This window comes from Nitrosopumilus sp., from assembly GCF_025699125.1.
Taxonomy (GTDB): Archaea; Thermoproteota; Nitrososphaeria; order Nitrososphaerales; family Nitrosopumilaceae; genus Nitrosopumilus.
On sequence record NZ_JAILWC010000001.1, the window covers coordinates 317,710 to 341,597 of the forward strand.

Annotated in this window: 29 protein-coding genes; 16 read left to right on the top strand and 13 right to left on the bottom strand. The window is 34.0% G+C overall.

Annotation, left to right across the window (positions count from 1 at the left end; genetic code table 11):
• Positions 1 to 13: 13 nt before the first annotated feature.
• Positions 14 to 964 (top strand): 3-hydroxy-5-phosphonooxypentane-2,4-dione thiolase, encoded by a 951-nt coding sequence (lsrF, locus tag K5783_RS01875; protein ID WP_297471868.1) that lies wholly within the window; start codon positions 14 to 16, stop codon positions 962 to 964.
• Between the two features lie 4 nt (positions 965 to 968).
• On the opposite strand, the gene K5783_RS01880 is transcribed toward lsrF, so the two are convergent.
• Entirely contained in the window at positions 969 to 1,370 is a 402-nt protein-coding gene (locus K5783_RS01880) for a nuclear transport factor 2 family protein (RefSeq protein WP_297471869.1), read from the bottom strand.
• Positions 1,371 to 1,594: 224 nt separating this feature from the next.
• Here K5783_RS01880 and ilvB point away from each other — a divergent pair, with 224 nt between their 5' ends.
• Genes ilvB through K5783_RS01905 form a run of 5 tightly spaced genes read left to right on the top strand, consistent with a single transcriptional unit; the run spans position 1,595 to position 7,204 of the window.
• The gene (gene ilvB, locus K5783_RS01885; RefSeq protein WP_297472692.1) at positions 1,595 to 3,292 is read left to right on the top strand and encodes a biosynthetic-type acetolactate synthase large subunit; all 1,698 of its coding nucleotides are present in this window, start codon (positions 1,595 to 1,597) and stop codon (positions 3,290 to 3,292) included.
• 9 nt (positions 3,293 to 3,301) lie between these two features.
• Positions 3,302 to 3,784, top strand: a complete 483-nt coding sequence (gene ilvN, locus K5783_RS01890; protein ID WP_297471870.1) for an acetolactate synthase small subunit — start codon at positions 3,302 to 3,304, stop codon at positions 3,782 to 3,784.
• Positions 3,781 to 5,295, top strand: coding sequence for a 2-isopropylmalate synthase (locus K5783_RS01895; RefSeq protein WP_297471871.1), 1,515 nt, complete (start codon positions 3,781 to 3,783; stop codon positions 5,293 to 5,295). Before ilvN ends, K5783_RS01895 begins: the two co-directional genes overlap by 4 nt.
• Before the next feature lie 32 nt (positions 5,296 to 5,327).
• Positions 5,328 to 6,347 carry an isocitrate/isopropylmalate dehydrogenase family protein gene (locus K5783_RS01900; RefSeq protein ID WP_297471872.1) on the top strand — a complete coding sequence of 340 codons (1,020 nt, stop codon included), beginning with the start codon at positions 5,328 to 5,330 and terminating at the stop codon, positions 6,345 to 6,347.
• 11 nt (positions 6,348 to 6,358) lie between these two features.
• A complete protein-coding gene (locus tag K5783_RS01905; protein ID WP_297471873.1) occupies positions 6,359 to 7,204 on the top strand; it encodes a hypothetical protein in 846 nt (281 codons plus the stop codon).
• 249 nt (positions 7,205 to 7,453) lie between these two features.
• Here the strand turns inward: K5783_RS01905 and K5783_RS01910 are convergent, their stop codons facing one another.
• Positions 7,454 to 7,729 (bottom strand): hypothetical protein, encoded by a 276-nt coding sequence (locus K5783_RS01910; protein ID WP_297471874.1) that lies wholly within the window; start codon positions 7,727 to 7,729, stop codon positions 7,454 to 7,456.
• A gap of 161 nt (positions 7,730 to 7,890) precedes the next feature.
• Here K5783_RS01910 and K5783_RS01915 point away from each other — a divergent pair, with 161 nt between their 5' ends.
• Entirely contained in the window at positions 7,891 to 8,022 is a 132-nt protein-coding gene (locus K5783_RS01915; RefSeq protein ID WP_263970079.1) for a hypothetical protein, read from the top strand.
• Position 8,023: 1 nt separating this feature from the next.
• Here K5783_RS01915 and K5783_RS01920 read toward each other — a convergent pair whose 3' ends face one another.
• Genes K5783_RS01920 through K5783_RS01930 form a run of 3 tightly spaced genes read right to left on the bottom strand, consistent with a single transcriptional unit; the run spans position 8,024 to position 10,106 of the window.
• Positions 8,024 to 8,269, bottom strand: a complete 246-nt coding sequence (locus K5783_RS01920; RefSeq protein WP_297471875.1) for a hypothetical protein — start codon at positions 8,267 to 8,269, stop codon at positions 8,024 to 8,026.
• A 35-nt stretch (positions 8,270 to 8,304) separates the two neighbouring features.
• Positions 8,305 to 9,591 (bottom strand): aspartate--tRNA(Asn) ligase, encoded by a 1,287-nt coding sequence (gene aspS, locus K5783_RS01925; RefSeq protein ID WP_297471876.1) that lies wholly within the window; start codon positions 9,589 to 9,591, stop codon positions 8,305 to 8,307.
• A 2-nt stretch (positions 9,592 to 9,593) separates the two neighbouring features.
• The gene (locus K5783_RS01930) at positions 9,594 to 10,106 is read right to left on the bottom strand and encodes a transcription elongation factor NusA (RefSeq protein WP_297471877.1); all 513 of its coding nucleotides are present in this window, start codon (positions 10,104 to 10,106) and stop codon (positions 9,594 to 9,596) included.
• Between the two features lie 84 nt (positions 10,107 to 10,190).
• Here K5783_RS01930 and K5783_RS01935 point away from each other — a divergent pair, with 84 nt between their 5' ends.
• Positions 10,191 to 11,126: an ABC transporter ATP-binding protein gene (locus tag K5783_RS01935; RefSeq protein ID WP_297471878.1), complete on the top strand. Its 936-nt coding sequence runs from the start codon at positions 10,191 to 10,193 to the stop codon at positions 11,124 to 11,126.
• Positions 11,127 to 11,131: 5 nt separating this feature from the next.
• Here K5783_RS01935 and K5783_RS01940 read toward each other — a convergent pair whose 3' ends face one another.
• Together K5783_RS01940 and K5783_RS01945 are read right to left on the bottom strand one after the other, a co-directional pair.
• Positions 11,132 to 11,416 carry a hypothetical protein gene (locus K5783_RS01940; RefSeq protein WP_297471879.1) on the bottom strand — a complete coding sequence of 95 codons (285 nt, stop codon included), beginning with the start codon at positions 11,414 to 11,416 and terminating at the stop codon, positions 11,132 to 11,134.
• 143 nt (positions 11,417 to 11,559) lie between these two features.
• Entirely contained in the window at positions 11,560 to 11,940 is a 381-nt protein-coding gene (locus K5783_RS01945) for a DUF6659 family protein (RefSeq protein WP_297471880.1), read from the bottom strand.
• A gap of 91 nt (positions 11,941 to 12,031) precedes the next feature.
• On the opposite strand from K5783_RS01945, the gene K5783_RS01950 reads away from it, so the two are divergent.
• Positions 12,032 to 12,664 carry a VTT domain-containing protein gene (locus tag K5783_RS01950; RefSeq protein ID WP_297471881.1) on the top strand — a complete coding sequence of 211 codons (633 nt, stop codon included), beginning with the start codon at positions 12,032 to 12,034 and terminating at the stop codon, positions 12,662 to 12,664.
• 5 nt (positions 12,665 to 12,669) lie between these two features.
• On the opposite strand, the gene K5783_RS01955 is transcribed toward K5783_RS01950, so the two are convergent.
• The 4 genes from K5783_RS01955 to K5783_RS01970 form a co-directional block, all read right to left on the bottom strand.
• Positions 12,670 to 13,221 (bottom strand): DNA-3-methyladenine glycosylase, encoded by a 552-nt coding sequence (locus K5783_RS01955; RefSeq protein WP_297471882.1) that lies wholly within the window; start codon positions 13,219 to 13,221, stop codon positions 12,670 to 12,672.
• Positions 13,211 to 13,804, bottom strand: coding sequence for a uracil-DNA glycosylase (locus K5783_RS01960; protein WP_297471883.1), 594 nt, complete (start codon positions 13,802 to 13,804; stop codon positions 13,211 to 13,213). Before K5783_RS01960 ends, K5783_RS01955 begins: the two co-directional genes overlap by 11 nt.
• A gap of 2 nt (positions 13,805 to 13,806) precedes the next feature.
• A complete protein-coding gene (locus K5783_RS01965; RefSeq protein WP_297471884.1) occupies positions 13,807 to 15,219 on the bottom strand; it encodes a TldD/PmbA family protein in 1,413 nt (470 codons plus the stop codon).
• A gap of 244 nt (positions 15,220 to 15,463) precedes the next feature.
• Positions 15,464 to 17,347 carry a HAMP domain-containing sensor histidine kinase gene (locus K5783_RS01970; protein WP_297471885.1) on the bottom strand — a complete coding sequence of 628 codons (1,884 nt, stop codon included), beginning with the start codon at positions 17,345 to 17,347 and terminating at the stop codon, positions 15,464 to 15,466.
• A 55-nt stretch (positions 17,348 to 17,402) separates the two neighbouring features.
• On the opposite strand from K5783_RS01970, the gene K5783_RS01975 reads away from it, so the two are divergent.
• The 3 genes from K5783_RS01975 to K5783_RS01985 are packed head-to-tail and all read left to right on the top strand — an operon-like array spanning position 17,403 to position 20,010.
• Positions 17,403 to 17,762, top strand: a complete 360-nt coding sequence (locus tag K5783_RS01975; RefSeq protein WP_297471886.1) for an Hpt domain-containing protein — start codon at positions 17,403 to 17,405, stop codon at positions 17,760 to 17,762.
• A 36-nt stretch (positions 17,763 to 17,798) separates the two neighbouring features.
• Positions 17,799 to 18,188, top strand: coding sequence for a response regulator (locus tag K5783_RS01980; RefSeq protein ID WP_109877261.1), 390 nt, complete (start codon positions 17,799 to 17,801; stop codon positions 18,186 to 18,188).
• Positions 18,189 to 18,192: 4 nt separating this feature from the next.
• Positions 18,193 to 20,010: a PINc/VapC family ATPase gene (locus K5783_RS01985; RefSeq protein WP_297471887.1), complete on the top strand. Its 1,818-nt coding sequence runs from the start codon at positions 18,193 to 18,195 to the stop codon at positions 20,008 to 20,010.
• On the opposite strand, the gene K5783_RS01990 is transcribed toward K5783_RS01985, so the two are convergent.
• A complete protein-coding gene (locus K5783_RS01990; RefSeq protein ID WP_109877260.1) occupies positions 19,997 to 20,461 on the bottom strand; it encodes an iron dependent repressor, metal binding and dimerization domain protein in 465 nt (154 codons plus the stop codon). The genes K5783_RS01985 and K5783_RS01990 overlap by 14 nt on opposite strands.
• 134 nt (positions 20,462 to 20,595) lie before the next feature.
• Here K5783_RS01990 and K5783_RS01995 point away from each other — a divergent pair, with 134 nt between their 5' ends.
• Complete coding sequence (locus tag K5783_RS01995; RefSeq protein WP_109877259.1) at positions 20,596 to 20,946, top strand: hypothetical protein; 351 nt, start codon at positions 20,596 to 20,598, stop codon at positions 20,944 to 20,946.
• Between the two features lie 29 nt (positions 20,947 to 20,975).
• On the opposite strand, the gene K5783_RS02000 is transcribed toward K5783_RS01995, so the two are convergent.
• The gene (locus K5783_RS02000; protein ID WP_297471888.1) at positions 20,976 to 21,530 is read right to left on the bottom strand and encodes a hypothetical protein; all 555 of its coding nucleotides are present in this window, start codon (positions 21,528 to 21,530) and stop codon (positions 20,976 to 20,978) included.
• 275 nt (positions 21,531 to 21,805) lie between these two features.
• Here K5783_RS02000 and K5783_RS02005 point away from each other — a divergent pair, with 275 nt between their 5' ends.
• From K5783_RS02005 to K5783_RS02015, 3 genes are read left to right on the top strand one after another with little or no spacing between them, the layout of a single operon-like run.
• Positions 21,806 to 22,297: a DUF192 domain-containing protein gene (locus K5783_RS02005; RefSeq protein ID WP_297471889.1), complete on the top strand. Its 492-nt coding sequence runs from the start codon at positions 21,806 to 21,808 to the stop codon at positions 22,295 to 22,297.
• 41 nt (positions 22,298 to 22,338) lie between these two features.
• Complete coding sequence (locus K5783_RS02010) at positions 22,339 to 22,980, top strand: hypothetical protein (protein WP_297471890.1); 642 nt, start codon at positions 22,339 to 22,341, stop codon at positions 22,978 to 22,980.
• A gap of 40 nt (positions 22,981 to 23,020) precedes the next feature.
• Positions 23,021 to 23,785: a sulfite exporter TauE/SafE family protein gene (locus tag K5783_RS02015; protein ID WP_297471891.1), complete on the top strand. Its 765-nt coding sequence runs from the start codon at positions 23,021 to 23,023 to the stop codon at positions 23,783 to 23,785.
• The last annotated feature ends 103 nt before the right edge of the window (positions 23,786 to 23,888 follow it).

Sequence of the window (23,888 nt, forward strand, 5' to 3'; positions counted from 1 at the left end):
AATTCGATGAGATATGGATTGGGGATTAAAAAACAGAATTTCTAGTATTATTAAACCACAAAATAATCGTGCTTTGATGTTAGCTGTAGATCATGGCTATTTTCTTGGTCCAACTGAAAAATTAGAGGATCCAAAAAAGGTAATTGCGCCTCTCTTGAAGCATTGTGATTCATTGATGCTTACAAGAGGTGTTCAAAGAGCATGTGTTCCGGCAACAACTAACACACCTATGGTGTTGAGAGTTTCTGGTGGATCTAGCATCATTGGTGAGGATCTATCTCAAGAAGATATCACAGTATCCATTGAGGATGCAATTAGACTAAATGCTAGTGCGCTTGCAATGTCTATCTTTGTTGGTTCAAAATATGAATATCAAACTATTGTCAATCTTGGAAAATTAGTCAATGAGGCTGCAAAATATGGACTTCCAGTTTTAGCTGTAACTGCAGTAGGAAAAGAACTTGGAAAAGATGCTAGATATCTGTCACTTGCTTGCAGAGTTGCAGCTGAACAAGGTGCACATATTGTCAAAACTTACTATTGTGATGATTTCGAAAAAGTTGTTCAATCCTGCCCTGTACCAATAATTGTTGCAGGGGGAAAGAAAATCCCGGAACGTGATGCATTACAATTAACATACAATGCAATCAAAGGTGGTGCAGTTGGTGTTGATATGGGGAGGAACATCTGGCAATCTGAACATCCAGTTTCAATGATTAAAGCAGTTAGAGCAATTGTACATGGAAATCAAAATGTGGATCAGGCATTCAAACTTTATAAAAAACTAGTAAGCGAAGAACCAAAACAAAAATCAAACACACCAAAGAAACCATTCAATCCTAATCAAAAGAAATCAAACACACCAAAGAAACCATTCAATCCTAATCAAAAGAAATCAAACACACCAAAGAAACCATTCAATCCTAATCAAAAGAAATCAAACCTTCCTAATCAAACTAAATAATATTTCATCCAATTTTTGATAGATGAATATGTGCAATTTTCCACGTTGGTTGTTTTACTAGTACAAATGTCGCACGTCCAGTAATTATCATATGTTCTCCTGTGTATGCTTTAGTATCAACTAGCATCCCTTTCTGAATCAATCCCATTGCTACAACTGCTGTATCTCCAAAGATGCTGATTTTCGGACTCTTAATTTCATAACTGTAATCCGATATACTTACAAATTTTAGTTCTTCAAGCTCAATTGTGTTTTGATAATCTTTTAGATCATATGGTGGCAAATCACTGAAACTAGAAAATTTTGAATCATTCAGATGAATTTCTTTTAATACTGACAAATCTTTTGTAATTCCAGCTTGAAATAATGTTTCAATAACATTGATGATTTCTTCATTATCGGACAAAACAACCAATATCAAATATGAAAATTCTCAGTTTAAGTCTTCTGTGTAATTGAGCACAAAAAAACAATCATTTTCAGAGAATCTTTATTAATTATCAAATGAGTGATTTTATGATTTCAATGTGTGTGCAATTAACAGGAACCTTTGACAAAAAATTGTCTGTTGTTTTTCTACTGTAAAACACACTCAAAATTTACTAGGTTAAAATTATGGCGAATGATTTAATGAATAAAATGGAAAATATGAAGGGTGCAAAAGCCTTGATGATGGCTATGGAAAAAGAAGGTGTTAAACAAGTATTTGGTTTACCTGGCGGGGCTAATCTTCCAATGTATGATGAATTTGCTAGATGTAATATCAGGCATATTTTGGTTAGACATGAGCAATCGGCAGCTCATATGGCTGATGGCTTTGGTAGAGTTAGTAGAAAGGCCGGTGTTTGTTTTGCAACATCTGGACCTGGCGCTACCAATATCTTAACAGGCATTGCAACAGCTCAAGCTGATTCTGCACCCATGATTGCAGTAACTGGTCAAGTACCTGTTGCCATGATTGGAAGAGATGCATTTCAAGAAAGTGATATTATTGGCATGGCAAATCCTGTTGTAAAATATGCATTCCAACCTAGAACAGCTGCCGAAATTCCAGAAGTTGTAAAAAAAGGATTTTTCATTGCAGAAACTGGAAGACCTGGGCCTGTGTTAATTGACATCCCAAAAGATGTTCAAACAAATGAAGCAGAAATGGTATTTCCAGAAGAATTTAAAATTCAAGGATATCATCCATGGGCTGATCCTGATATTGTTAATGTTGAAAAAGCAATTGATATGTTGCTTCATTCTGAAAAACCGATTATTTTAGCTGGTGGTGGAACAATCATCTCATCAGCTTTTGCTGAATTACAAGCTATTGCAGAAGCCTTGATGCTTCCTGTAGTAACCACATTCAAAGGCAAGGGAGCATTTCCTGAAAACCATCCTTTATCATTAGGTCCAATTGGAATGCATGGTCATGCTGAGGCAAATAAAATGATGGCAGAAGCTGATTGTGTGTTGGCAATTGGAACAAGATTTTCTGATAGATCTGTTGGGACATTTGAGGCCTTTGAAAAGAGATTAAAAATTATTCATATGGATGTAGACCCAGCAGAAATTGGAAAGAATCAAACTGCACAAATAGCTGTAGTTGGAGATGTTAGAGCATCACTTAGAATAATGGTCAAGTTGCTTTTACAACGTGCAATTAAAAAAACAGAAGAAACTCCTTGGATTAAACATGTTAAAGAAACCAAAGCATACTGGAAAGAAAACTTGAAGCTTCATCCAGGTGAATTAGGTGCAGCAAAAATATTGCGTAAACTTCGTGAATTATTGCCAAAAGAATCTATTGTAACTACGGAAGTTGGACAACACCAAATGTGGGCCTCCTTGTTCTATGATGTGATTCAACCTGGAACTTTCTTTAGTTCTACTGGTCTTGGTACTATGGGTTGGGGATTTCCTGCAGCAATTGGTGCTAAAGTTGCAAAACCTGATGTTCCAGTAGTTGACATTGCAGGGGATGGAAGTTTTAGTATGACTGAAAATTCTCTTGCAACTGCTGTGTTAGAAGATATTCCTGTAATCGTGTTTATTTTAAACAATTCCTCATTGGGAATGGTTGCGCAATGGCAAAGAACTTTCTATGACAGAAGAATGAACGGTGTTGACCAAGGTCATTGCCCTGATTATGTTAAATTAGCAGAATCTTATGGTGCACAAGGAATACGCGCACAATCGATGGATGAACTTGACAAGGCAATCAAAACTGCATTAAGCAGTGATATTGCAACTGTAATTGACATTCCAATTGATCCTGAAGAGGACGTATTGCCATTTGTAGCTCCCGGAACTTCACTTTCGGATATGATTTTACCTTCATAGTGATTTATCATGTGGGCGATTCTTTCTATTTTAGTTGAAAACAAACCTGGGATCTTGTTTAAAGTGACACATCTTTTCAGGTCCAGAAATTTCAATATTGATAGCATTTCAGTAGGCGTTACTGAAAATCCTGAATTCTCAAAAATGACTATTACCACATATGGTGATGAAAAACAAGTAGAACAAATTGTAAAACAACTTGATAAAATGATCGATACTGTAAAAGTTGAACATTTGGATGAGCATAAAACAGTATATCGCGAACTGAGTCTTTTTAAGATAAAACTCAGTAATGCTAATGACAGTATGGAAATTAACAAATTGGCAAATGCATATGGGGGCAAAGTCCACGATGTAAAAAGAGATTCAATTATGGTTGAATTAACTGCAACTCCTGATCAAATTCAAGCATTTGAAGAATTAGCAAAACCGTTTGGAATTATAGATGTGGCCAGAACTGGTGTTGCTGCTTTGCAAAGGAGTGGAGCATGAAAGTTAGAATATTTGATACCACATTAAGGGATGGTGAACAAACTATTGGCGTATCGTTATCTCCTGATCAAAAACTATCCATTGCCAAAAAACTTGATGAACTCGGTGTTGATGCAATCGAAGCTGGCTTTCCAGTAATTTCTGATGGTGAATTAAAAGCAGTCAAAATGATCACATCTGAAGGCTTGTCATGTGAAATAGCAGGTTTGACAAGAACCATCAAGAACGATATTGATGCTGCAGTTAATGCGGGTCTAAATTATATTCACACATTCATTGCAACGTCCGATATTCACTTAGAATACAAACTAAAGATGACCCGTGATCAAGCACTTGAAAAAGCTATTGAAGCAGTTGAATATGGAAAATCACTTGGACTTCAAGTTGAGTTTTCAGCTGAAGATGCAACAAGAACTGATAGAGAGTTTTTGAAAAAAGTATTTGGTGAAGTAGCAAAAGCAGGAGCAGACCGTGTTAATATTCCCGACACTGTGGGATATTCAACTCCTGAATATATTGCAGAGATAACTCGAGATACCGTTGAAGCTACACATCTTCCAGTAAGTGTTCACTGTCACAATGACTTTGGGTTGGCAGTAGCAAATTCTTTGTCGGGCATTCATGCGGGGGCATCTTGTGCACATGTGACAATTAACGGAATTGGGGAACGTGCTGGAAATGCATCCTTGGAAGAATTTTCCATGGCACTCAAATGTTTGCCCTATAAACAAAAATACGAAACCAATATCAAATCTGAATTAATTTATGACACATCACGATTTATTTCAAAAACCGTGGGTATTATGGTTCAGCCAAACAAGGCAATTGTTGGCGCAAATGCATTCGGTCATGAATCCGGCATTCACACACATGGTGTATTAAGTAATCCGCTTACTTATGAGCCAATTAGTCCTGAATTAGTTGGAAGAAAGAGATGGCTTCAAGTTGGAAAACATGCAGGAGTCCATGGAATGAATGCGATGCTTGCAGAATATGGAGTAAAACCTACAGGGGAACAATCAAAACAAATCTTAGATAAAGTAAAAATATTAGGTGACGCTGGAAAGCAGATCACTGATGTTGAATTATTGTCAATTGCAAGTGATGTCTTGGGAGAAAAAGAACTCAAAAGAATCGTTCAATTAACTGGGTTTTCCGTTTCAACAGGGATTGGAACAATGCCTTATGCATTTGTAAAATTAAACATTGATGGCCATGATCACATAGGTACTGATTATGGGGTTGGTCCAGTAGATGCAGCATTGAATGCAATCCAAAAAATTACTGGAAAAATTTCTGAAATTAGAATTAAAGACTATGGATTAGCATCCATTTCTGGCGGTTCTAGTGCATTATGTGAGGTTACTGTAAAAGTAGAGGATGCATTAGGAAACAAGGTTTCCGCAAAATCAGTAGGCGAAGACATTGTGACTACATCTGTTAAGGCAGTGATTGATGCGATTAATAGAATAATGCTCAAAAAGATGCTACAAGAGAAGCAGGTCAACTAAATCCTAAAATTCTCTTTCTGTGATGCGTTATTATGTATAAAATCTCATTAATAACTGGCGACGGAATTGGTCCTGAATTATCTGATTCTGCAATTTCTGTATTTGATACCATAAACGACAAACTTGGATTAAAATTCGATGTTACAGAATTATCTGCTGGTGATAAAACCCTCAAAGAAACTGGTGAAGCACTACCTGATGATACAGTTAAGACAATAAAACAATCTGATGCTTGCATGAAGGCACCAGTTGGAGAATCAGCCGCTGATGTCATTGTAGTTTTGAGACGAATACTTGATCTTTATGCAAACATTAGGCCTGCAAAATCATATCCTCACATGCCTGCATTACGTGATGATATTGATATGGTAATTGTTCGAGAAAATACTGAGGATCTTTATACTGGAAAAGAATTCAGTTTAGGAAATGCAGCAGTTGCTCTGAGAATAATTTCTGAGGATGCATCAAAACGAATTGCAAAATATGCATTTGAAACAGCTGTACATAGAAATTCTATGAAAAAAGTAACATGTGTTCATAAATCAAATGTTATGAGGGTCACTGATGGATTATTTGCAAAGGCTTGTGCTGAAATTTCAAAAAATTACCCTGATGTTGCATTTGAGGAAATGTATGTTGATGCATGCGCCATGAATTTGATCCGCCAACCGGAAAAATTCGATGTAATAGTAACTACGAATTTGTTTGGTGATATTCTCTCTGATGAATCATCTCAAGTTGTTGGTGGATTGGGGATGGCACCAGCTGCAAACGTTGGAGATAATTTTGCATTGTTTGAACCTGTTCATGGGGCCGCATTTGATATTGCAGGGAAAAACATTGCAAACCCCTCATCATTTTTGTTATCTATGAAGATGATGTTGGATTGGTTAGGTAACAAACACAACGATTCAAAATGCATCGAAGTTGGAACAAAGTTGGAATCTACAATTTTTGATTTGGTTAAATCTGGCGTTAAAACTAAAGATATTGGAGGCGACATGTCCACTTTAGATTTTACTAAACACATTACAGATAATATGCAAAAATAGTTTCTTTAACAATGAATACTAAATTTTTTATTTTAATAATTTTCATTGCAATAGTTGCCTCTTTTGCAGGGTTTCAATTCTTTTTAGATGAAACTTACGTGTCTGTTCAAACTCAAGATGAAATAAAGAAAACAAAATTGGATATTAAATCACTTTTCAACATTTATGGGTATGAGGATAATTTTAGAATCCAAGATGGAAAGAAAATTTGGAATGATCCAAAATTTGAATTAAATCCTGAAAATAATGATCTTTATTCGGAACTCAACTATTCTCCTATAGAAAATGCTGTGGTGATTTATCCTATTTTTACTGCATCTGCATACAGCGAGCCTGGGTTTTACACCTTTTTTAGAGGTGAATGTGGACAAGAATGCCTTACCGATGAAATCGATTCTGAATATTCTTTAGATTTTGTTGCAAGTGGTAATGGATATCAAGTATTGAATCTGTTAGGTTATCCAATAATTACTGATATTGATGTAGATCAAAATCCTGAAATTCTTGAAAAATATGACAAAGTAATATTACTTCATAATGAATATGTGACAAAAAAAGAATTTGATGCTATTACTAATCATCCCAAAGTTCTTTATCTTTATCCTAATGCTCTTTATGCTGAAGTAGAGGTAGATTATGAGAAAAATACTATTTCTCTAATAAGAGGTCACAATTTCCCTGAACCCGAAATTGTCAATGGGTTTGATTGGGAATTTGATAATAGTAATTTAGAATATGATATGGATTGTAAGGATATGGGGTTTTATAGAATTGTAAATGGGTGGATGTTGAATTGTTATCCTGAAAATCCAATTCATCAAAGTAAAGTTTTACTTCAAATGATCAAAGATTTTTAGAATATGTCTCTAATTAAATCCAATTTTTTGAAGATAATAATGGGGAAAATGTAATTCAAGGAAACAAAATGAACACTCATTTAGCATTTTTTTTAATTGATGAACTTGATGGTAAATCTGTTGAGAAGATACTGTTTTTTTGAACTTTCTGCAGGTGATTGCCTCTTTATGTACAATTCATCTATCGGGATGATTTGGCGGTTGTGGTGATCTCTCTAGTTTGGAAGTCTTAGTTTTCCCTGATAACTGTCAGTCCTTTCTTTTCTTTACATCTGATTTTGGTGGATTCAATGACCAAAAGAATAATGCCAATCCAATAGGAATCATGATTAGTAAAGCAGCTACTAATGAAATTGTATAAAATGTTTGATCCAATCCTGGTATGAATGGACCTGGAAATACTGCGTATACCCACAAAATTGCAACAAATATTAGCACAACCTTGTTCTTCTTGATTAGTTTTTTCCATCCTAGATGGCGTTTTTTAATGTAGCACTCCTTGCAACGGGTTCTGTCATCTACCATACATGATGTACAACAAGTCTTTTCACAAAAATAACATATTCTGTCCCCAAACACGGATCCGCAGCAATCACACTTGTGCACTAATTAAGATCCATTCCTTTGAATTTATCTCTTTTTCAAAAATTACCAATTTTTATTAATCACATTTTTCTCAAAATGATATGGTTAAATGCTGTATTTGTAAAATAGTTGAAGGTACACTTAAAATTTCTGACGGTAATCCAAAATACAAAGGTAAACCAATCTGCAAAGAATGCCAAGGTTACAGAAAACTTCTAAAAGAAACCAAATAGATTATTCTGTTTTAGTTTTATTTTTCTCCGCCCATTTCTCGTACATGGAAATCAATTCATCGACATCTTTTCCCTCTTCTGAATATGTCACGATCACCCCAAACGTTCCTTTTTTGTCATGACCTCTTGCAAAATATCCCCAAAAAGAATCAGGCAGCTTTGCAAAACTGTTTGAATCATGAGATACTCCTATCAAATTATTTCCTATTACTTCTACTATTTTTTTAGCATCTTGAGTTTCAATCATGAATTCTAATTATTACAATGCAATAAAAATCTGAATCATGGGGTTAGCCTATCTGGATCCCTGGGATACAAAACAACCTCTCGAACATTATCTATTCCAATTAGGGTAGTCATCAGTCTGTCTAATCCCATTCCCCAACCAGAATGCGGAGGCATTCCCCAATCAAATGTTTTCAGATGGTCTTGGAATTGTGCTGGATCCAAACCTTGTTCTTTTAATCGTGCCTTTAACATGTCTGGATTGTGTAATCTAGTTCCACCCGAAGACAATTCTAGATAACCAAACTGTAAATCAAATGAGCGCGATAAAGTGGGATCTTCATCTTTTTCTCTAATGTAAAATGGTTTTAGCTTCATTGGCCAATCAGTCAGGAAGAAAAATCCTGGATGATTGTTTCCAATTGTTCTAAGATGTGAATCAAGCAAATCATCCCCGAACTCTATTTTTTCTCCGTCCTTTTGTAATTCCTCAACACATTGTGAATATGTAATTCTCTCAAATGGTGATTTTGGAACTTCTATTGTGTGACCAATAACCTCTTGTTCTTTTTTACACCTCTCTGAAGTGAATTTATAAACTTCCAATACAAGTGATTCTAGTACATCCATAACGTCATTGTAATCCATAAATGCTGCTTCAATGTCGATACTTGTAAATTCTGATAGATGCCTCCCTGTATGGGAGTTTTCTGCACGATAAAAATTGGAAATCTCAAACACTCGCTCTAATCCAATAGTCATCTGTTCTTTGTATAATTGTGGACTCTGAGCTAAATATGCGGTCTTTCCAAAATAATCTAGAGAAAATAAGTTTGCACCTCCTTCGCTTGCACTGCCAATTATTTTGGGAGTTGTGATTTCAATGAATTTTTTTTCAGACAATGTTTTTCGTAATGATTGCAAAACATAATGTCGAAGCTTGAAAATCGAAGCTGTTTTTTGATTTCTCATGTCTAGTGCTCGATGATTTAATCTTGTATCGATATTGCTCTCTACTCTGCCAATAGGATCAACTGGTAATGGATGAACTGCTTTGCCTAGCACTTCGATCTCTTCAGCTTTAATTTCAAATGCAAAGTCTCGAGCTTTAGTCTCTTGCACAATTCCTTTTACAGAAACCACGCTTTGACGATTAATCTCTCCTAAATTGTCATTTAATTCTCCTTTGACAATTATCTGGGATATTCCTGTAACATCACGTAATGTAATAAATGACATTTTGCCTAATTTTCTAAAATCTTCTACCCATCCACCAAGGATTACTTGATTTCCAATTAATTCAGAAGTTAATTCGTCAATATCGTGTGTTTTTACAAAACCCATGCCTATCTTTTATCCTCAAATTCTATCTCAATGTCAAGGTTTCGGGCATTTCTTACAATTTGTACTACTTTTTCGGTGTCTATGGGAAACTTTGGTGTCCATTTCCCTGACACTACTGCTTTAGTTTTTTGTACTCCTCCTGGTGCCCATACTGCATTGATTGATAATATTTTAGTAGGAAAGAATAGGTCTTCGATGAATCTTTTATCGTTTTCGTCTGCCTCAACCAACCAAATTTTTCCCTTGAATTGGTCTTGAAGAAGTCTGTACAGTGTACGGCTTTGCCTGATGATCATAATGTCATTTTTAGCTAACGATAAAACAAAATTTCCATCAAACTCCTTACATGAATACAATGTGAAATTTTCAATCGCTTTATTCAATTTTGCAGTTTTTGCAAGAATAATTGATGCATCTATATCTGCTTGTGTAAGTTCTCCTGCATCCACTTTACCTTCACACTTTGGACAAAGAACTGAATTTTTTGCATCAAAACCACAAATTGGAAGAATCATTTCGATCGACTTTTTTTCATTTCAATAATGTTGTTTATATCCCTTAGTGCAAAACAAAAATTCTAGTTTGGATCAAATAGAGGTATGGTTTTCTTAGATATTCGTGGATTATCTGTAAAATATCCTTCATCATCTGGTCCAGTTTATGCCGTGGATGATGTGGATATTCAATTAGAAGATGGACAATCAATTGGAATTGCAGGTGAGAGTGCATGTGGAAAAAGTACACTGGGACTGTCAATAATTCGAATGCTTTCTAGTAGAAATATCCAAGGCAAAATTTTCTTTGAAAATAATTCTATTTTGGATATGAGCGAATCTGATTTTAATGAAAATTACAGATGGAAAAAAATATCCATGATTTTTCAAGGTGCAATGAATGCGCTAGATCCTGTTTTCACCATAAATGAACAATTCCATGAAATTCTCAAACAACACCACTTTGAGGGGAATTCCAAACAATTAATTTTGGATGCAATTAATTCTGTTAGTCTTGATGAAAATGTTTTGAAAAAATATCCTCATGAACTAAGTGGTGGTATGAAACAAAGAGTGGTCATTGCAATGGCATTGCTCTTAAAGCCAAAATTTGTTATTGCTGATGAGCCTACAACAGCACTTGACATGCTAATTCAAGCACAAATTATCGCATTGCTAAAAACCCTAAAAAAAGAAGGAATGTCATTTTTACTAATCACACATGATTTGGCAGTGTTATCTGAAATTGCAGATAAGATTGGAATAATGTATGGTGGACAGATTGTTGAATTTGGAACTGCTGAAGAAATTTACAAAAATCCTCAACATCCATACACACAAGGTCTACTAGAATCCATTCCAACATTAAAGGGTGGCTCGCCAAAATACATCAAGGGAAATCCTCCAAGTTTACTTGATGCTCCAACTGCATGTCGGTTTTTAGAAAGATGTCCTTTAGCAATTGAAAAATGCAAAAAACTTCCACCAAAACTTAAAACTAAAACAGGGTATGTAAGATGCTGGCTTTATGAAGATAAATGAGGTTTTTATTTTGAATTTAGATATTCTTTGTCAATTTTCTTTAGATAAATTTCTTGAATCTCTGTGATTTCTCGCTGTGTTGTATTTTTAGAAATCATTCTTAGATAATTTGCCAAATCTTGATTTTTTTGCATGTTTTCAAACTCTTCAATTTTTTTCAATGATTCTTGCTCAAACTTCATAATGTCTTGTAATTCTTTACTGATGTCTTCGATCTTCATCGTCTCGTAATCTTTGCATTTTGCTTTTCTAAAACTGATTTCATCTATTATTTTTTCAATTTCATCCATCTTTGGTATGTTTTTTACTTTATAATATTAATTTTAAATTCTCATTTTTGGTTTTCTTTTTTATGTTCTAAAATATGTTTTAATCCATTCGTCATGCTTAATGAATCTAAATCGATGCTACAGTAAGGACACTTCAAAGTGATTCATGTGTTTGAATATTTTTTTACAATTGGTAGACATGAATCTATAATTCGTAATACTTCTGATCTGATTACTTTTTTATCAATTGATATCCACACTCTGATTTTTTTTATGGCAAAAGAAATTGTCTGGACTTTTTTTCTTTCTTCCCACGAAAATTCAATTTCTCCCAAATTCTTATCAAAAAATCCTTCAAGGTCAGTTTTCATGGCAATATGTGAAAATTGATACTGTGTGTTCTTTTCGTCTAAAAGCGGAATTAAATCTGGCCTTCTTTTATAAGCCAATAACTCTCCACTCTCTCCAATCACACCTACGAATCGTATGTATGGACTTATTGTGGCTATTGTGTTGCATATTGTTTCAAAGTCTTTTTTTGACAATTTACTCCTCTTTGAAAAGATGATATTTTAATGATTGTTGTGAGCGACTCTTCTAGTTTTAATTAAATAAAGCCCAAAAACAGTTTGATTTGTGGATTTTGTTGATCTATTTCCATTTGCACCGGAAGTAGGTTATCTGAGCTTATCTTTAGTTAACTTCTTTGGTTCGCTTATTCCGTTTGTTCCATTACCTGGATTCTTGCTTTTAGCTACTATGGCAGTAGGTGATCAATTTGATCTTCATATTCTGGCACTCTTATCTGCAATTACTGCAACAGTTGCAAAACAAATAATCTTCTACATCAGTTATGGTGGGCGAAAAATTATCAATGAAAAAACCAGAAAAAGAATGCGCCCCTTTGAAAGATTAGTTAAGAGATACGGTGCTGGTGCTGCCTTTTTTGCTGCAGCTACTCCGATTCCTGATGATTTGGTGTATGTACCTTTAGGATTGGCAAAATATAATCCAAAACGATTTTTCATAGCAACTCTTACTGGAAAAATAGTTCTTAGTTATTCCATTGTTTTCATTTCTCATTATCTGGGATTGTCTTTAGTGGAGCCTCTAATTGAAAACATTGATGATGCGACTCCTATCTACATCGGAATTATTATTTTTGGTATTATGATGACTTCTGTTGTAATCTTACTGTTAAGGTTGGATTGGGAAAGAATTCTTGGTAAATTTGCACCATGGACTTTGGATGAAAACAATAAAGAATAGTTTTTTTAAATATCTATTTTAAAATTCCATAATTTGTCTGTCGCATTTTTTATTCCTATTCTCGGCGATGCTGTTATTTTTTTTGGTTGAATTCCTTCTGCAATGTATAGCCTTGAATCTTTGGTTAAATCTATTCCATAATGCTCTTTTGTAATTTCTAAGGCCTGAGTTAGTTTTGCTGGTCCATTTGTGAGATTTTTCAGATTTACAATCTTTCTATTTTTCTGCATTTTCTCAATTCCCTTTTCAGGCTTAATTGCTCGAATGAGAACTGCACCTGCTTTGGTTTTTGGATGTCTTGCTACTACATTAAAGCAATAATGCATTCCATAGGTAAAATAGACATAAGCATGCCCCACATCCTCAAACATCACTTTGTTTCTATCTGTCTTTTTGCCAAATGCATGACTTGCAGGATCATCGGTATGCCTGTATGCTTCAGTTTCAGTAATGATTCCTGATAACTCCATTCTTCCAATTTTCCTAATGATTCTTTTTCCCAGAATGTTTCTTGCAACTGTAATAGTGTCTTTGGAATAGAATTCTCTAGGAATCATATTCTATATCTACTTTGATTTCTTTTCCATTTTTTAATTCTCTTATGTTTTCAAATAATTTTACAATGTCGTTCTTTAGTACATCAATTAGCCCTTGATTGTATATCGTTGCTGCTGGATGAATGGTGAGAAAATACAGTTGATTGTCTTTTCTTACGATTTTTCCTCTAAATTTTGTTATTTCTGAACCTCCTAAAATCGAACTAAATGCAGTATTTCCCAAAATACAAATAATTTTTGGTTTTATTATTGAAATTTCCTGCTTTAGGTATTCTTGACAAGTGTTTCTTTCATCTGTATTTGGAACTCTGTTTTGTGGCGGTCTGCACTTTACAATATTTGTAATGTATACTGATTCTCTTGAAACTCCTGCTTCATCTAGTGCAATTGAGAGTTTCTGTCCTGCAATCCCTACAAATGGTTCTCCGCTTTTATCCTCATTTCTTCCAGGTGCTTCTCCGACAAAAATTACTTCTGCTTGAGAATTTCCTTTCCCTGGAACTGAGTTTGTCCTAGTCTTACAAAGATCGCACTTTGTACAATTTATGACATTTTGTTTTATTGACTCTAATTCTTGCTCCATTTTTAATTAACACTCTTTACAGTTGCTATTCCACGAATTGTTGGTCCCCCGTTTCCCATGATCATTGATTGCATAGGATCCCCTTTGCCACAATTAGTTATTGGTCTTACTGTAAAGTCATTCCCACAAGCATTAATTGATGCAAAAAATTCTGGTGCAGTGCCCATCACTATCACATCTCTTAGCAAGTCTGTAATTTCTCCGTTTTCTATTTTTTGAGCGTACTGGCATGAAATGCTCCAATTATATCGTTTCATATCTATTGAAGGGATTTTCATATTTGAAATGAGAATTCCGTTTTTTACTTCTTTTATTATTTCATCTGGATTTCTATCGCCGTTTCCAATACATGTACATGCCATACGAATTAAAGGCATGAATCTATAGTTGGTGGCTCTCATGTTTCCTGTTGGCTTTGTGTTAAAAATTTGGGCAGTTTCCCTGTTTTGCAGATGTTTTTTTAAAATTCCATTTTCAACAAGTGTCGTTTTTTGAGTTTTTATTCCTTCATCATCAAAAAAATACCACCCTAAACTCTCTTTGATGGTTGGATCATCAAAGACATTAAGATTCTCAGAGCCTATCTTTTCTCCAATCTTTCCTTTCCACCATGCACCCCCTGCCCATGCCATTTCTTTTCCTAAAACTCTGTCTGCTTCTGATGGGTGACCTAGTATTTCATGTGTTAGTAATGAAACAAAATCTGGATTCATGACAACTGTTGTTTGTTCTTCTTTTGCAAATTTTGCAATAATTAATTCCGATGCTTTTTGGGATATTTCTTTGGCTTTTTGTTGAATTTTTTCTTTATCTGTAATTTGTTCTAATCCGCCCCTCCCACCTTCTGTAATGTTAATTGATTGTGTAATTCCAGAATCATGAGCTACTGCATTCATGTCTATTACCACATCTGTAAAATTTTGTTCAATTTTTGAGCCTTCGCTATTTGTAAAATATTTCGAATTCTCTGTATACCATGGATTGATAACTGATTTGATAATTTTTGGTGTATCTAAAATAATTTGACTACAATCTAGACCTATTTTTATTAATTCCTGTATTGATGGTTTTTTCAAAACTGGGAAATCTATTTTTGCATTATTAACTGTGTTAGAATATGTCTCTATTTTCTTTTTTCTGTGGTGTGATGAATTTTTAACGGCGTGATCAATCTTGTCTTTTATCTCTTCAAATGATTTGGGATCTGTAACTGAACAAAAACCCCATGCTCCATTTTTAATTAATCTAATTCCTAGTCCCGAATCTGTAGATGTTTTGATGTTTTCTATATCTTTATTTTCTATTAACACTGATTTTTTATCTTGTATCTCAGCTCGTACATCACAGTAATGTGCTCCCAATTCCATTGCGTACTTGATTCCCTTGTCTGCTAATTCGCGTAGATCTGAATTCATAATTACTTGATTCAAAGGACTAGTAAATCTTCTACTATTCAGTGATTTGAAATTGCGGGCATGGTGAAATAATACTCGTCCTCAAATTCATAGTCTGCTGTACCTTTCTTACGTAAAAATTCAAAATATTTGGTACAATTTTCATAAAATTCATTATTTTTTTGCCCTTGTTTCATGACTGCTTTTTCAAAATCTGCATTTTTTTAGGAGAGTGAGTAATTTTAGCTCTGAAAGTTTGTTTTCTTTAAGTAGGATTAACTGCTGATTTTACGTGGCTAGTTAATTTTGGAAGTGTAAATGTAAATGTTGCTCCTTGATTGATCTCGCTTTGTACAGATATTTTTCCCATATGATTATCTATTATTCCTTTACAAATGGCTAATCCTAATCCACTCCCTCCTCTTTCCCTAGTTAATGTAGCATCAACTTGATAGAATTTCTTGAAGAGTTCTTTTTGATGACTCTTTGGAATGCCGACTCCGTTATCTTTGATGACAATTTTGACTTCTTTTGGAAGTTCTTCCATGCTAACTTGAATTTTTCCTGTGTTTGGTTGCACTGCATTCAAACTGTTTTTAATTAAATTTGTAATTACTTGCATGATTCTATCTGGATCGTGTTCTATTTCTAAATCTAACAAATTTGAACTTAATTCAATTTTATTTTTTTGGGCTTCAGGTAATAACGAATTGATTGCTTTGTTGATTGTTTCTTTGATGTTTTTGATTTCTTTTTTCATTCTTAACTGACCTAAATCTAATTTTTGTGCATCTAACAAGTCTGAAATAATTCCTAACAATGTCTCAGAACTTGATTTGATAATCTCGATTCTTTCTTTTTGTTTGTCTGTTAATTTTCCCAAATGTTCTCCAAGTAAAATATCTGAATATCCTTGAATTGGGACTAACGGTGTCTTTAATTCGTGAGTAATCATTGCTAAAAATTCATCTTTTGCAATGTCTGTTTTTTTAGCTTCTTCTTCTTTTTCTTTAATTGTATCAGACATTATGTTGAAATTCGTTACAAGCTGTCCTACTTCATCTGTGCCTGTATATTCAATTTTTTCACCATATACTCCTTCTTTTACCTTTGATAGTGCTTTACTGATTATCTCCAGAGGTAAAAGTGATTTTCTAATTATTGTTAGAACTAAAATGAATGCAGCGATGTCTACAATTAATAAAATTTGAATAATTATTTGACCTTCGGAACCTTCTTTTGTGATTTCATTATTCCAAGAATTTATCAATCTGTCTGTGTCTTCAAATAAAATTAACTTCTGTTCCTGCATTTTATTTTTCGCAATATTGAATTCTGGAGATAATAGTGCTCTATCTTCAAGGATGCTTATTCTTAATTGAATTGCTTCCCAAAGAGGGTCTATTTTTCTTAGAGATTCAGAATTTTCCCTTGGAATTGCTTCCAACTCTTCATGTGTCATACCTACACTTTCGACTTCCAAATCTTCAGTTGAAATTTGTAATAATTTTCTGATTCCAATTTCGAATTGTAGTTTTTTCTCTCCAAGTATTTCTTGAGCGTTTTCTCCCTCTCCTATTGAAATTAGCAAGCTTTGTTGTCCGATAATCTTTGCACATTCTGCTAAATCTTTTGCAATTTGTTTGTGAGTGTTGTAATTTCTATCCAAAGTGTCCAAATCTCTTACTAGATTATCTGTAAGCAGAACTAGATCTTGGTTTTTTTGTAAAACATAGTTCATTGCATTTGTAGCTTCTGGATCAAATACTGATGTTACTTCTACGTCTAATGCTCGTGATTTGTAATTTTCCCATGATGAGTAAACCTTGTTATAATCTAAAATAAGTGCTGGGGGAATAACGGATATCTCTTGCCCATTAATGTTTCCCCCGTTTTTAATTTTCAATAATGTTGATTGAACTTCATCAATTTCTTTTTGTAATTCATTTTTATCTTCTGCATTTCCATTTGCAACAGATGTTGCGAGTGCTGAAATTGATTCAGCTTTAACTTTCACATCCCCGATTCTAATTATGGAGTGTGATTGTGATATTCCAGATTTGTCATCTTGATATAGCAAAAACAGATTGAACACAGCTGCTGCGATTAAAATTATTATCAAAAGATATGCTTTACTTACTATTTTCACAACTATGATTTTCATACAAAGAGTATAAAAACATCCAGATACACTATTTTGCATAATGTCTGATGAATTTATCAAAATTGCTACAACCGAAATCAATGAGGAGATTTCTGCAATTTCATCGATTTTAAATTCATGTGCGACCAATGAGGATGTTTTTCAAAATTCTAAAGAATTACAAAGTCATACTCATAAAATCAAAGGATTGGCACCAATGATGGGTCAAGAAGAATTGGGTTCCATATGTTCTATGTTGGACGCAGTGTTAAAGCAAATCAACGATGGCAAAAAAATTGAGGGCATTTATGATATTTTTACTGAATCCTTGCCTTTCATGAAACATTCAATGAGTGAACCTGGATATGACATGACGTCTATCATAGATAAAGTGACTAGTTTTTCTTCTAATGTGAAATGATGAATATTTTTTATATTCATGCTTTCACAGTTCTGTATGGCCAATATTTTGATTGCTGATGATTCTAATGCCATTCGTCTGGTTTTAAAAGATATTTTGTCAATTGGCGAGCATGATGTTATTGCTGAAGCGTGTGATGGCTCTGAGGCAGTTGAATTTTATAAAAAATATAATCCTGACTTGATGTTACTTGATCTTGCTATGCCAAAAAAAGATGGTTATGCTGTAACAAAAGAAATTATCTCATATGATCCTAATGCAAAAATAATTTTAATTACGGCAAGTGATGATCAAAAAACAATTCAGAAATGTTTGAATGAAGGTGCATTCTCCTATGTTTCAAAACCTTTTGATTTTAATGCAGTTTTGGATACCATAAAAGAAATTCTAAAAAGTAATTTAGGTACTATTGGAACTAATAAGTAATAACTTGTCAAAAATAGTCCCTGATACTAGCGTTATAATTAACGGTGAACTAATTTCTCAAATAGAAACAGGTTCAATTAGAAATGCCCAAATCATCATTCCGCAAGCTGTGTTTGACGAATTACGATCTCAAGCATCAAATAAAAAAGAACAAGGGTTTGTTGGTTTGGAAAAAATTAGAAAACTTAATGAATTATCTGGAAGTTTTGGTTTAGAAATTGTAATGAAAGGTTCACATCCTTCTTCTGATGATATCAAGTTTGCTTCTAGTGGCAGGATTGATGCGCTTATTGTTGATATGGCAAAACAAAATGATGCAACTCTTTACACTTCTGATAAAATTCAAAATCTAGTTGCGCAAGCTGAAGGAATAAAAACTGTATTTCTTAAAACTAAGATCAAGCCTGAAAAATTAGAATTTTTGAAATTTTTTGATGCTGAAACAATGAGTATTCATCTTAAAGAAAATCAATTTCCTTTAGCTAAGAAAGGAAAACCTGGTGCTTTTATTTTAACTCAAATTAACGATGATGTTCTCACAAAATCTTATTTGAAAATGATTGCATCACAAATCTTTGATATTGCAAATGTGTCTGATTCCAGTACTATCGAAATTTCAAAGACTGGCGCCTCTGTAATCCAACATGATGATTACCGAATAGCAATAACTTATCCACCCTTTTCTGAATCATATGAAATCACAATTGTCCATCCCATCATAAAATTGTCGTTGGAAGATTATGACATCTCTGATGCGCTCATGGAGAGACTATCTGATAGAGCCGAAGGAATTGTCATTTCGGGTGCGCCTGGTTCTGGGAAAAGCACTCTTGCATCAGGACTTGCAAATTTTTATCACAAAAAAGGGAAAATTGTTAAAACTTTTGAATCGCCTCGAGATTTACAAGTTGATCCTGGTATAACACAATATGGTAAATTAGATGGAAGTTTTGATAATACTGCAGACATTTTACTTTTGGTTCGTCCTGATTATACTATTTTTGATGAAGTAAGAAGACGGGAAGATTTTAGGACTTTTGCTGATTTGCGACTAACTGGAGTTGGAATGGTTGGTGTTGTTCATGCAAACTCTCCATTAGATGCAATTCAGCGTTTTATTGGGAAAATTGAATTGGGAATCATACCAAATATTTTGGATACTGTTGTATTTGTAAATGATGGGCGGATAGAGAAAGTTTATGATCTTGAATTAAAAGTTAAAGTTCCTTCTGGTATGACTGAATCTGATCTTGCCAGGCCTGTTATTGAAGTAAGGAATTTTCAAGATAATGTTTTGGAACATGAAATATACACATTTGGAGAGGAAAATGTCATTGTTCCTGTTGCAAAACGTGTTCAAAAAATAGGGATTGAAAAACTTGCTGAAGATAAAATAAGAGATTCCTTCAAGAGATACGATCCTAATGTTCAAGTTGAGATTTTATCTGATAATAGAGTCAAAGTTCTTGTAAATGAACAATACATTCCATCAATAATTGGAAGAGGTGGATCCAACATTAACGAAATTGAAAAATCCCTTCAAGTACATATTGATGTTGTAGCAAAAGACTCCAAAAATTTGTCCTTGACCTCAAATGATCTCCCGTTTTCATTTTCAGAATCAAAAACTGCATTACTTCTTACTGTGAGTAGAGAATATACTTCAATGCATGCTGATATTTATGCAAATGATAAATTTTTGACCTCTGTTAGAATTGGCAAAAAAGGGCAAATCAAAATTCCAAAACGTTCTGACATTGCAAGAGATCTTATGAATTCCACTTCACACAATGAAATAAAATTATATCTTAAAGATTTTTAAAATTTTCAATGATTTTGGGATTTGCTTTTAGAAAAGTAATAAATTTTCTTAACTGTCTAATTGTTTTTGGATTTAAGTGATGCTCTATTCCTTCTGTGTCCTGATTTGCAGTGTCATATCCTACACCTAAAATTTCAAAAAATTCTAACAAAATTCCATGGTTTTGTCTTATTCCCTCGGCTATTTGTGAACCTTTTGCTGTAAGATTAATTCCATGATACTTTTCATATTCTAAAAATCCTCCCTCGTCTAATCTTTGAAGCATTTTAGTTACACTTGGTGCACTTACATTCATGTATCTTGAAATGTCTAATGTTGTGGCATATCCCTTTAATTCTACAAGTTCTGAAATAATTTCTAAATAATCTTCCATTCTGGCACTGGAACGGGTTCTTTCTGTTTGATGGGCTGCTTTAATTGAATCTAATCTCTTGGAATTTTTAGATTTCATGCGTTCGTTGTAATTACGTTAAATCTAGTATAATTGAGTGTCTTTTCAATAAACCGTGGTTACTCTTTGTTGACTTGAGTGTGATGGTAGTTGATCTTAGAATGTTAACTATTTTTTTATAAATCATAATTGGTATGGTAGACCCCCTAAAGGAACGACTAGCTAATTTAAAAAAAATATCTGATTCAGCTAAACGTAGAGCCAATTTATATACTGACATTGCTAAAATTGATAGCAAACATACCAATTCCTCATTGGGCGCACTTCAGAAAGCTCCTGCACCAGGCAAAAAACTCCAAAAAATCGGATTTTTGATGTTGTGGATTCCCGAACCTACTGGCGTCACTTGTGCTGTTGGTGGTCCGATGATTGTTGCAGGAAGATATCTTGACAAAAAATACAATGGTTCTACTATTCACGATATTGGTCATGAAACAAAAAATACCCTTTCATCAATTAGTGACTTTAAGAATTCCATAATGTGATAGTTTTTAAAAGATAAAAAAGAATTTCCTCAACCATTGGTTATCGGAAATATGTGAACAGGCATGCTGTTATGATTGTAAATATGTCCCATTCCTTTCAAAGGGATATCTACAGTTGTAGTACCTGACCAACCTCCGTTGATAATTGCAGTTCCTACCAAGTCTCCTGTACCTGCAGAAACTGAAATCTTTTGATTTATTCCAGGAGATGCAACACTAATTTCTTTTAGTGTGACTCTTAGAGTTCTTTCATCCACAGGATCAACATTGGAAATCTTTACGCCCACAACAGATGACATTCCTTTGTAATATGGTTCGCAATAGTGTGGAGGCATATCGCCACTCATGTTGCATTGTTCATGTATGGTCCCTGGAGCATACCAAACACCATGTTTGCTTGGATTTCCTCCCATCATTCCACCCATACTGGAACCCGAGCTTGAATCATGCCCCATACCTCCTCCTGAACTTCCGCCCATACTCATTTGAGCATCAGCTTGAGAAAAATCATGAGAGAATGCTAGCGCTCCAGAAGTTAAAACTCCTGCAACTATTCCGATTAACAGTCCTTTACTGATATTCATTGAGTATTTTAGGGAATGATTATGTTATAACTTGAAAATTTGATTCCCAGAATTGATTTTCAGAATTGATTTCATTATGAAATGTATCATAATGCCAAATACTTTCAAAATAGACGTATCAGAAATACCCTGAATGATAAGATAGGCCATAGCTTTTGAACTTTGTTATAGAAGGGAGATTTTTTGGAAATGATCCTATTATGATTTGTAAGTGTGTGTCCGAGGCGATAGTTGACAAATTAACGTATTTTAAAAGGATTGAGATTAGTTACCTCATGACAACTAGGTCTCAAGTACTAATTCCTATTTTTATTGCAGCTGTCATAATCGGTGTTGTTGGATTAATGTCGATTCCAAGTGAAAGTAAATTGGAATCTGTTGAATTTCCTAGGGGGACAATAAAGGTTGATGATGTTCCCTTGCAGGTACAGATTGCTGACACTGAACCCAGACGTGTTCGTGGTTTAATGTTTCAAGATGAACTTCCATATGATCAAGGTATGATTTTTGTATTTGAACAATCTGGATTATACTCTCTTTGGATGCTTAACATGCAATTTTCGCTTGACATGATTTGGTTTGATGAAGACGGTAAAGTAGTTCATATCGAAAAAAATATCCCTCCATGTAAAAGTCCGTTAGAAATAACTACATGTCAAAGTGTTGTACCTGGTGATGAAGCAATATATGTTCTTGAAGTAACATCTGGTTTTGTTGAACAAAATAATATTACAAAAGATTCTGTATTGACTATTATCTCTATCTGATTTTAAAAAAGCTTATCTGAGATGTGCATAAAATGATTCTAATGAAGAAAATAGTTTTAATTTCAGTAATTATAGGATTTGTAATTGTTGGTCTTATTTCTTCTCTATTAATTTCTCCAAATTTATTGGATGCTAAAACTTCGACACCTGTTTATGACATTGATTTTACTTTTTATGATGTCGAAAAAATTCAAAAATCTCTTAATGAGCATGATATTTTCGTGTCTACTCCAAGTGCAATCACTGATCATACAATAGACCAGTATTGCACTTTTTTTGATTCTACAAACACAAAAAGAACTGTAGAGTATTGTACTACTACAGCACTCTTGAACTCTGATGGAAAAACTATTGGAAATCTAAACATGGGTGGAACCACTGACAACCCTATCATGGCACTTGCTATTGTGGATGCATCACCATTTTTGAATTCAAAAGCAGACGAGATTGACATTATTTTTCAAACTATGATTGAAACATTGGTCTGTACTTGCTGGGAAGACCGTCAGCCTGGGGGGTTTGAATCTATATCAGAATGGATTGATACTACACAAGAGAAATATGTTGAATCCTCTCAAACCACCATCAAATCTGAGATTAATGGTTTAGATAACAAGAGGTTGATTTTGGAGATTACATCCACAGGTGAATCATATCTGTGGACATTAATTGTACTAAAGTAGTCTGATTATATACTGCAAAATTCTTTGATTGACAATTACAATGATTGATCAATTTTGGTTAATTCTTTTGGGATTTGCAGCAGGACTTCTAGGATCTATGATTGGTCTTGGTGGAGGAATTATCGTAGTTCCTGTATTGACATTTCTAGGATTTCCACCTACGACTGCTGCAAGTAACAGTCTTTTTGCTGCATTAAGCAATGCGATTGCTTCTACAATTTCATATTCTAAACAAAAAAGAATAGAAATTTCTTTAGGATTAAAACTTGGATTGCTCTCAATTCCTGGAACTGTTTTGGGTGCAATGATCTCAACTGATGTGGCACCAGATATTTTTAAAATATTATTTGGCTTTGTTTTGATAGCGTCTGCAGCTTATATTTTTTTAAGGAAACAAATTGAACCTAAAGAAAAAGCAATATCAAAACAAATAATGATCTTTGCAGTGGGTGCAAGTTTTTTTGCAGGAATTGTCTCTTCATTTTTTGGGATAGGTGGTGGTATCATCTTTGTGCCATTGATGGTTGTTGGAATGGGAATGGCAATGAAAAGAGCGGCCCCTACATCTCAACTGATATTGTTGTTCTCTTCATTTTCTGGAGTAGTCTCTCATAGTCTTTTAGGCCATCCTGATTTTACACAGGCAGGATTTTTGGCAGTTGGTTCTTTTGTTGGTGGATTAGTTGGCGCACGCTTGTCTATTGATATACGTGAAAGATATTTACAAATAATTGTCTCTGTTGTAGTTCTGATAGCTGCAGGAAAACTTATTCTAGATTCACTTTCTGGTAATTTTGGTTTTTAGTCTTGTTGTGCTTTTATACTTTTTTTGTAATTATAAAATGTTCTTCAGGTCTTTTGATCTGAGAGCTGGGGAGACTGGTTGGTCAGCACATATTTTATAAAAA

Bases quoted from the DNA above. Each gene is read 5' to 3' on its own strand.
- lsrF (WP_297471868.1), top strand. From the start codon at position 14: ATGGATTGGGGATTAAAAAACAGAATTTCTAGTATTATTAAACCACAA.
- K5783_RS01905 (WP_297471873.1), top strand. From the start codon at position 6,359: ATGAATACTAAATTTTTTATTTTAATAATTTTCATTGCAATAGTTGCC.
- K5783_RS01940 (WP_297471879.1), bottom strand. From the start codon at position 11,416: ATGGATGAAATTGAAAAAATAATAGATGAAATCAGTTTTAGAAAAGCA.
- K5783_RS01895 (WP_297471871.1), top strand. From the start codon at position 3,781: ATGAAAGTTAGAATATTTGATACCACATTAAGGGATGGTGAACAAACT.
- K5783_RS02005 (WP_297471889.1), top strand. From the start codon at position 21,806: ATGACAACTAGGTCTCAAGTACTAATTCCTATTTTTATTGCAGCTGTC.
- K5783_RS01930 (WP_297471877.1), bottom strand. From the start codon at position 10,106: ATGATTCTTCCAATTTGTGGTTTTGATGCAAAAAATTCAGTTCTTTGT.
- K5783_RS01960 (WP_297471883.1), bottom strand. From the start codon at position 13,804: ATGGAGCAAGAATTAGAGTCAATAAAACAAAATGTCATAAATTGTACA.
- K5783_RS02015 (WP_297471891.1), top strand. From the start codon at position 23,021: ATGATTGATCAATTTTGGTTAATTCTTTTGGGATTTGCAGCAGGACTT.
- K5783_RS01955 (WP_297471882.1), bottom strand. From the start codon at position 13,221: ATGATTCCTAGAGAATTCTATTCCAAAGACACTATTACAGTTGCAAGA.
- K5783_RS01935 (WP_297471878.1), top strand. From the start codon at position 10,191: ATGGTTTTCTTAGATATTCGTGGATTATCTGTAAAATATCCTTCATCA.
- K5783_RS01900 (WP_297471872.1), top strand. From the start codon at position 5,328: ATGTATAAAATCTCATTAATAACTGGCGACGGAATTGGTCCTGAATTA.
- K5783_RS01920 (WP_297471875.1), bottom strand. From the start codon at position 8,269: ATGATTGAAACTCAAGATGCTAAAAAAATAGTAGAAGTAATAGGAAAT.
- K5783_RS01995 (WP_109877259.1), top strand. From the start codon at position 20,596: ATGGTAGACCCCCTAAAGGAACGACTAGCTAATTTAAAAAAAATATCT.
- K5783_RS01980 (WP_109877261.1), top strand. From the start codon at position 17,799: ATGGCCAATATTTTGATTGCTGATGATTCTAATGCCATTCGTCTGGTT.
- K5783_RS01965 (WP_297471884.1), bottom strand. From the start codon at position 15,219: ATGAATTCAGATCTACGCGAATTAGCAGACAAGGGAATCAAGTACGCA.
- K5783_RS02000 (WP_297471888.1), bottom strand. From the start codon at position 21,530: ATGAATATCAGTAAAGGACTGTTAATCGGAATAGTTGCAGGAGTTTTA.
- K5783_RS01910 (WP_297471874.1), bottom strand. From the start codon at position 7,729: ATGGTAGATGACAGAACCCGTTGCAAGGAGTGCTACATTAAAAAACGC.
- ilvB (WP_297472692.1), top strand. From the start codon at position 1,595: ATGAATAAAATGGAAAATATGAAGGGTGCAAAAGCCTTGATGATGGCT.
- aspS (WP_297471876.1), bottom strand. From the start codon at position 9,591: ATGGGTTTTGTAAAAACACACGATATTGACGAATTAACTTCTGAATTA.
- K5783_RS01975 (WP_297471886.1), top strand. From the start codon at position 17,403: ATGTCTGATGAATTTATCAAAATTGCTACAACCGAAATCAATGAGGAG.
- ilvN (WP_297471870.1), top strand. From the start codon at position 3,302: ATGTGGGCGATTCTTTCTATTTTAGTTGAAAACAAACCTGGGATCTTG.
- K5783_RS01915 (WP_263970079.1), top strand. From the start codon at position 7,891: ATGGTTAAATGCTGTATTTGTAAAATAGTTGAAGGTACACTTAAAATT.
- K5783_RS02010 (WP_297471890.1), top strand. From the start codon at position 22,339: ATGAAGAAAATAGTTTTAATTTCAGTAATTATAGGATTTGTAATTGTT.
- K5783_RS01990 (WP_109877260.1), bottom strand. From the start codon at position 20,461: ATGAAATCTAAAAATTCCAAGAGATTAGATTCAATTAAAGCAGCCCAT.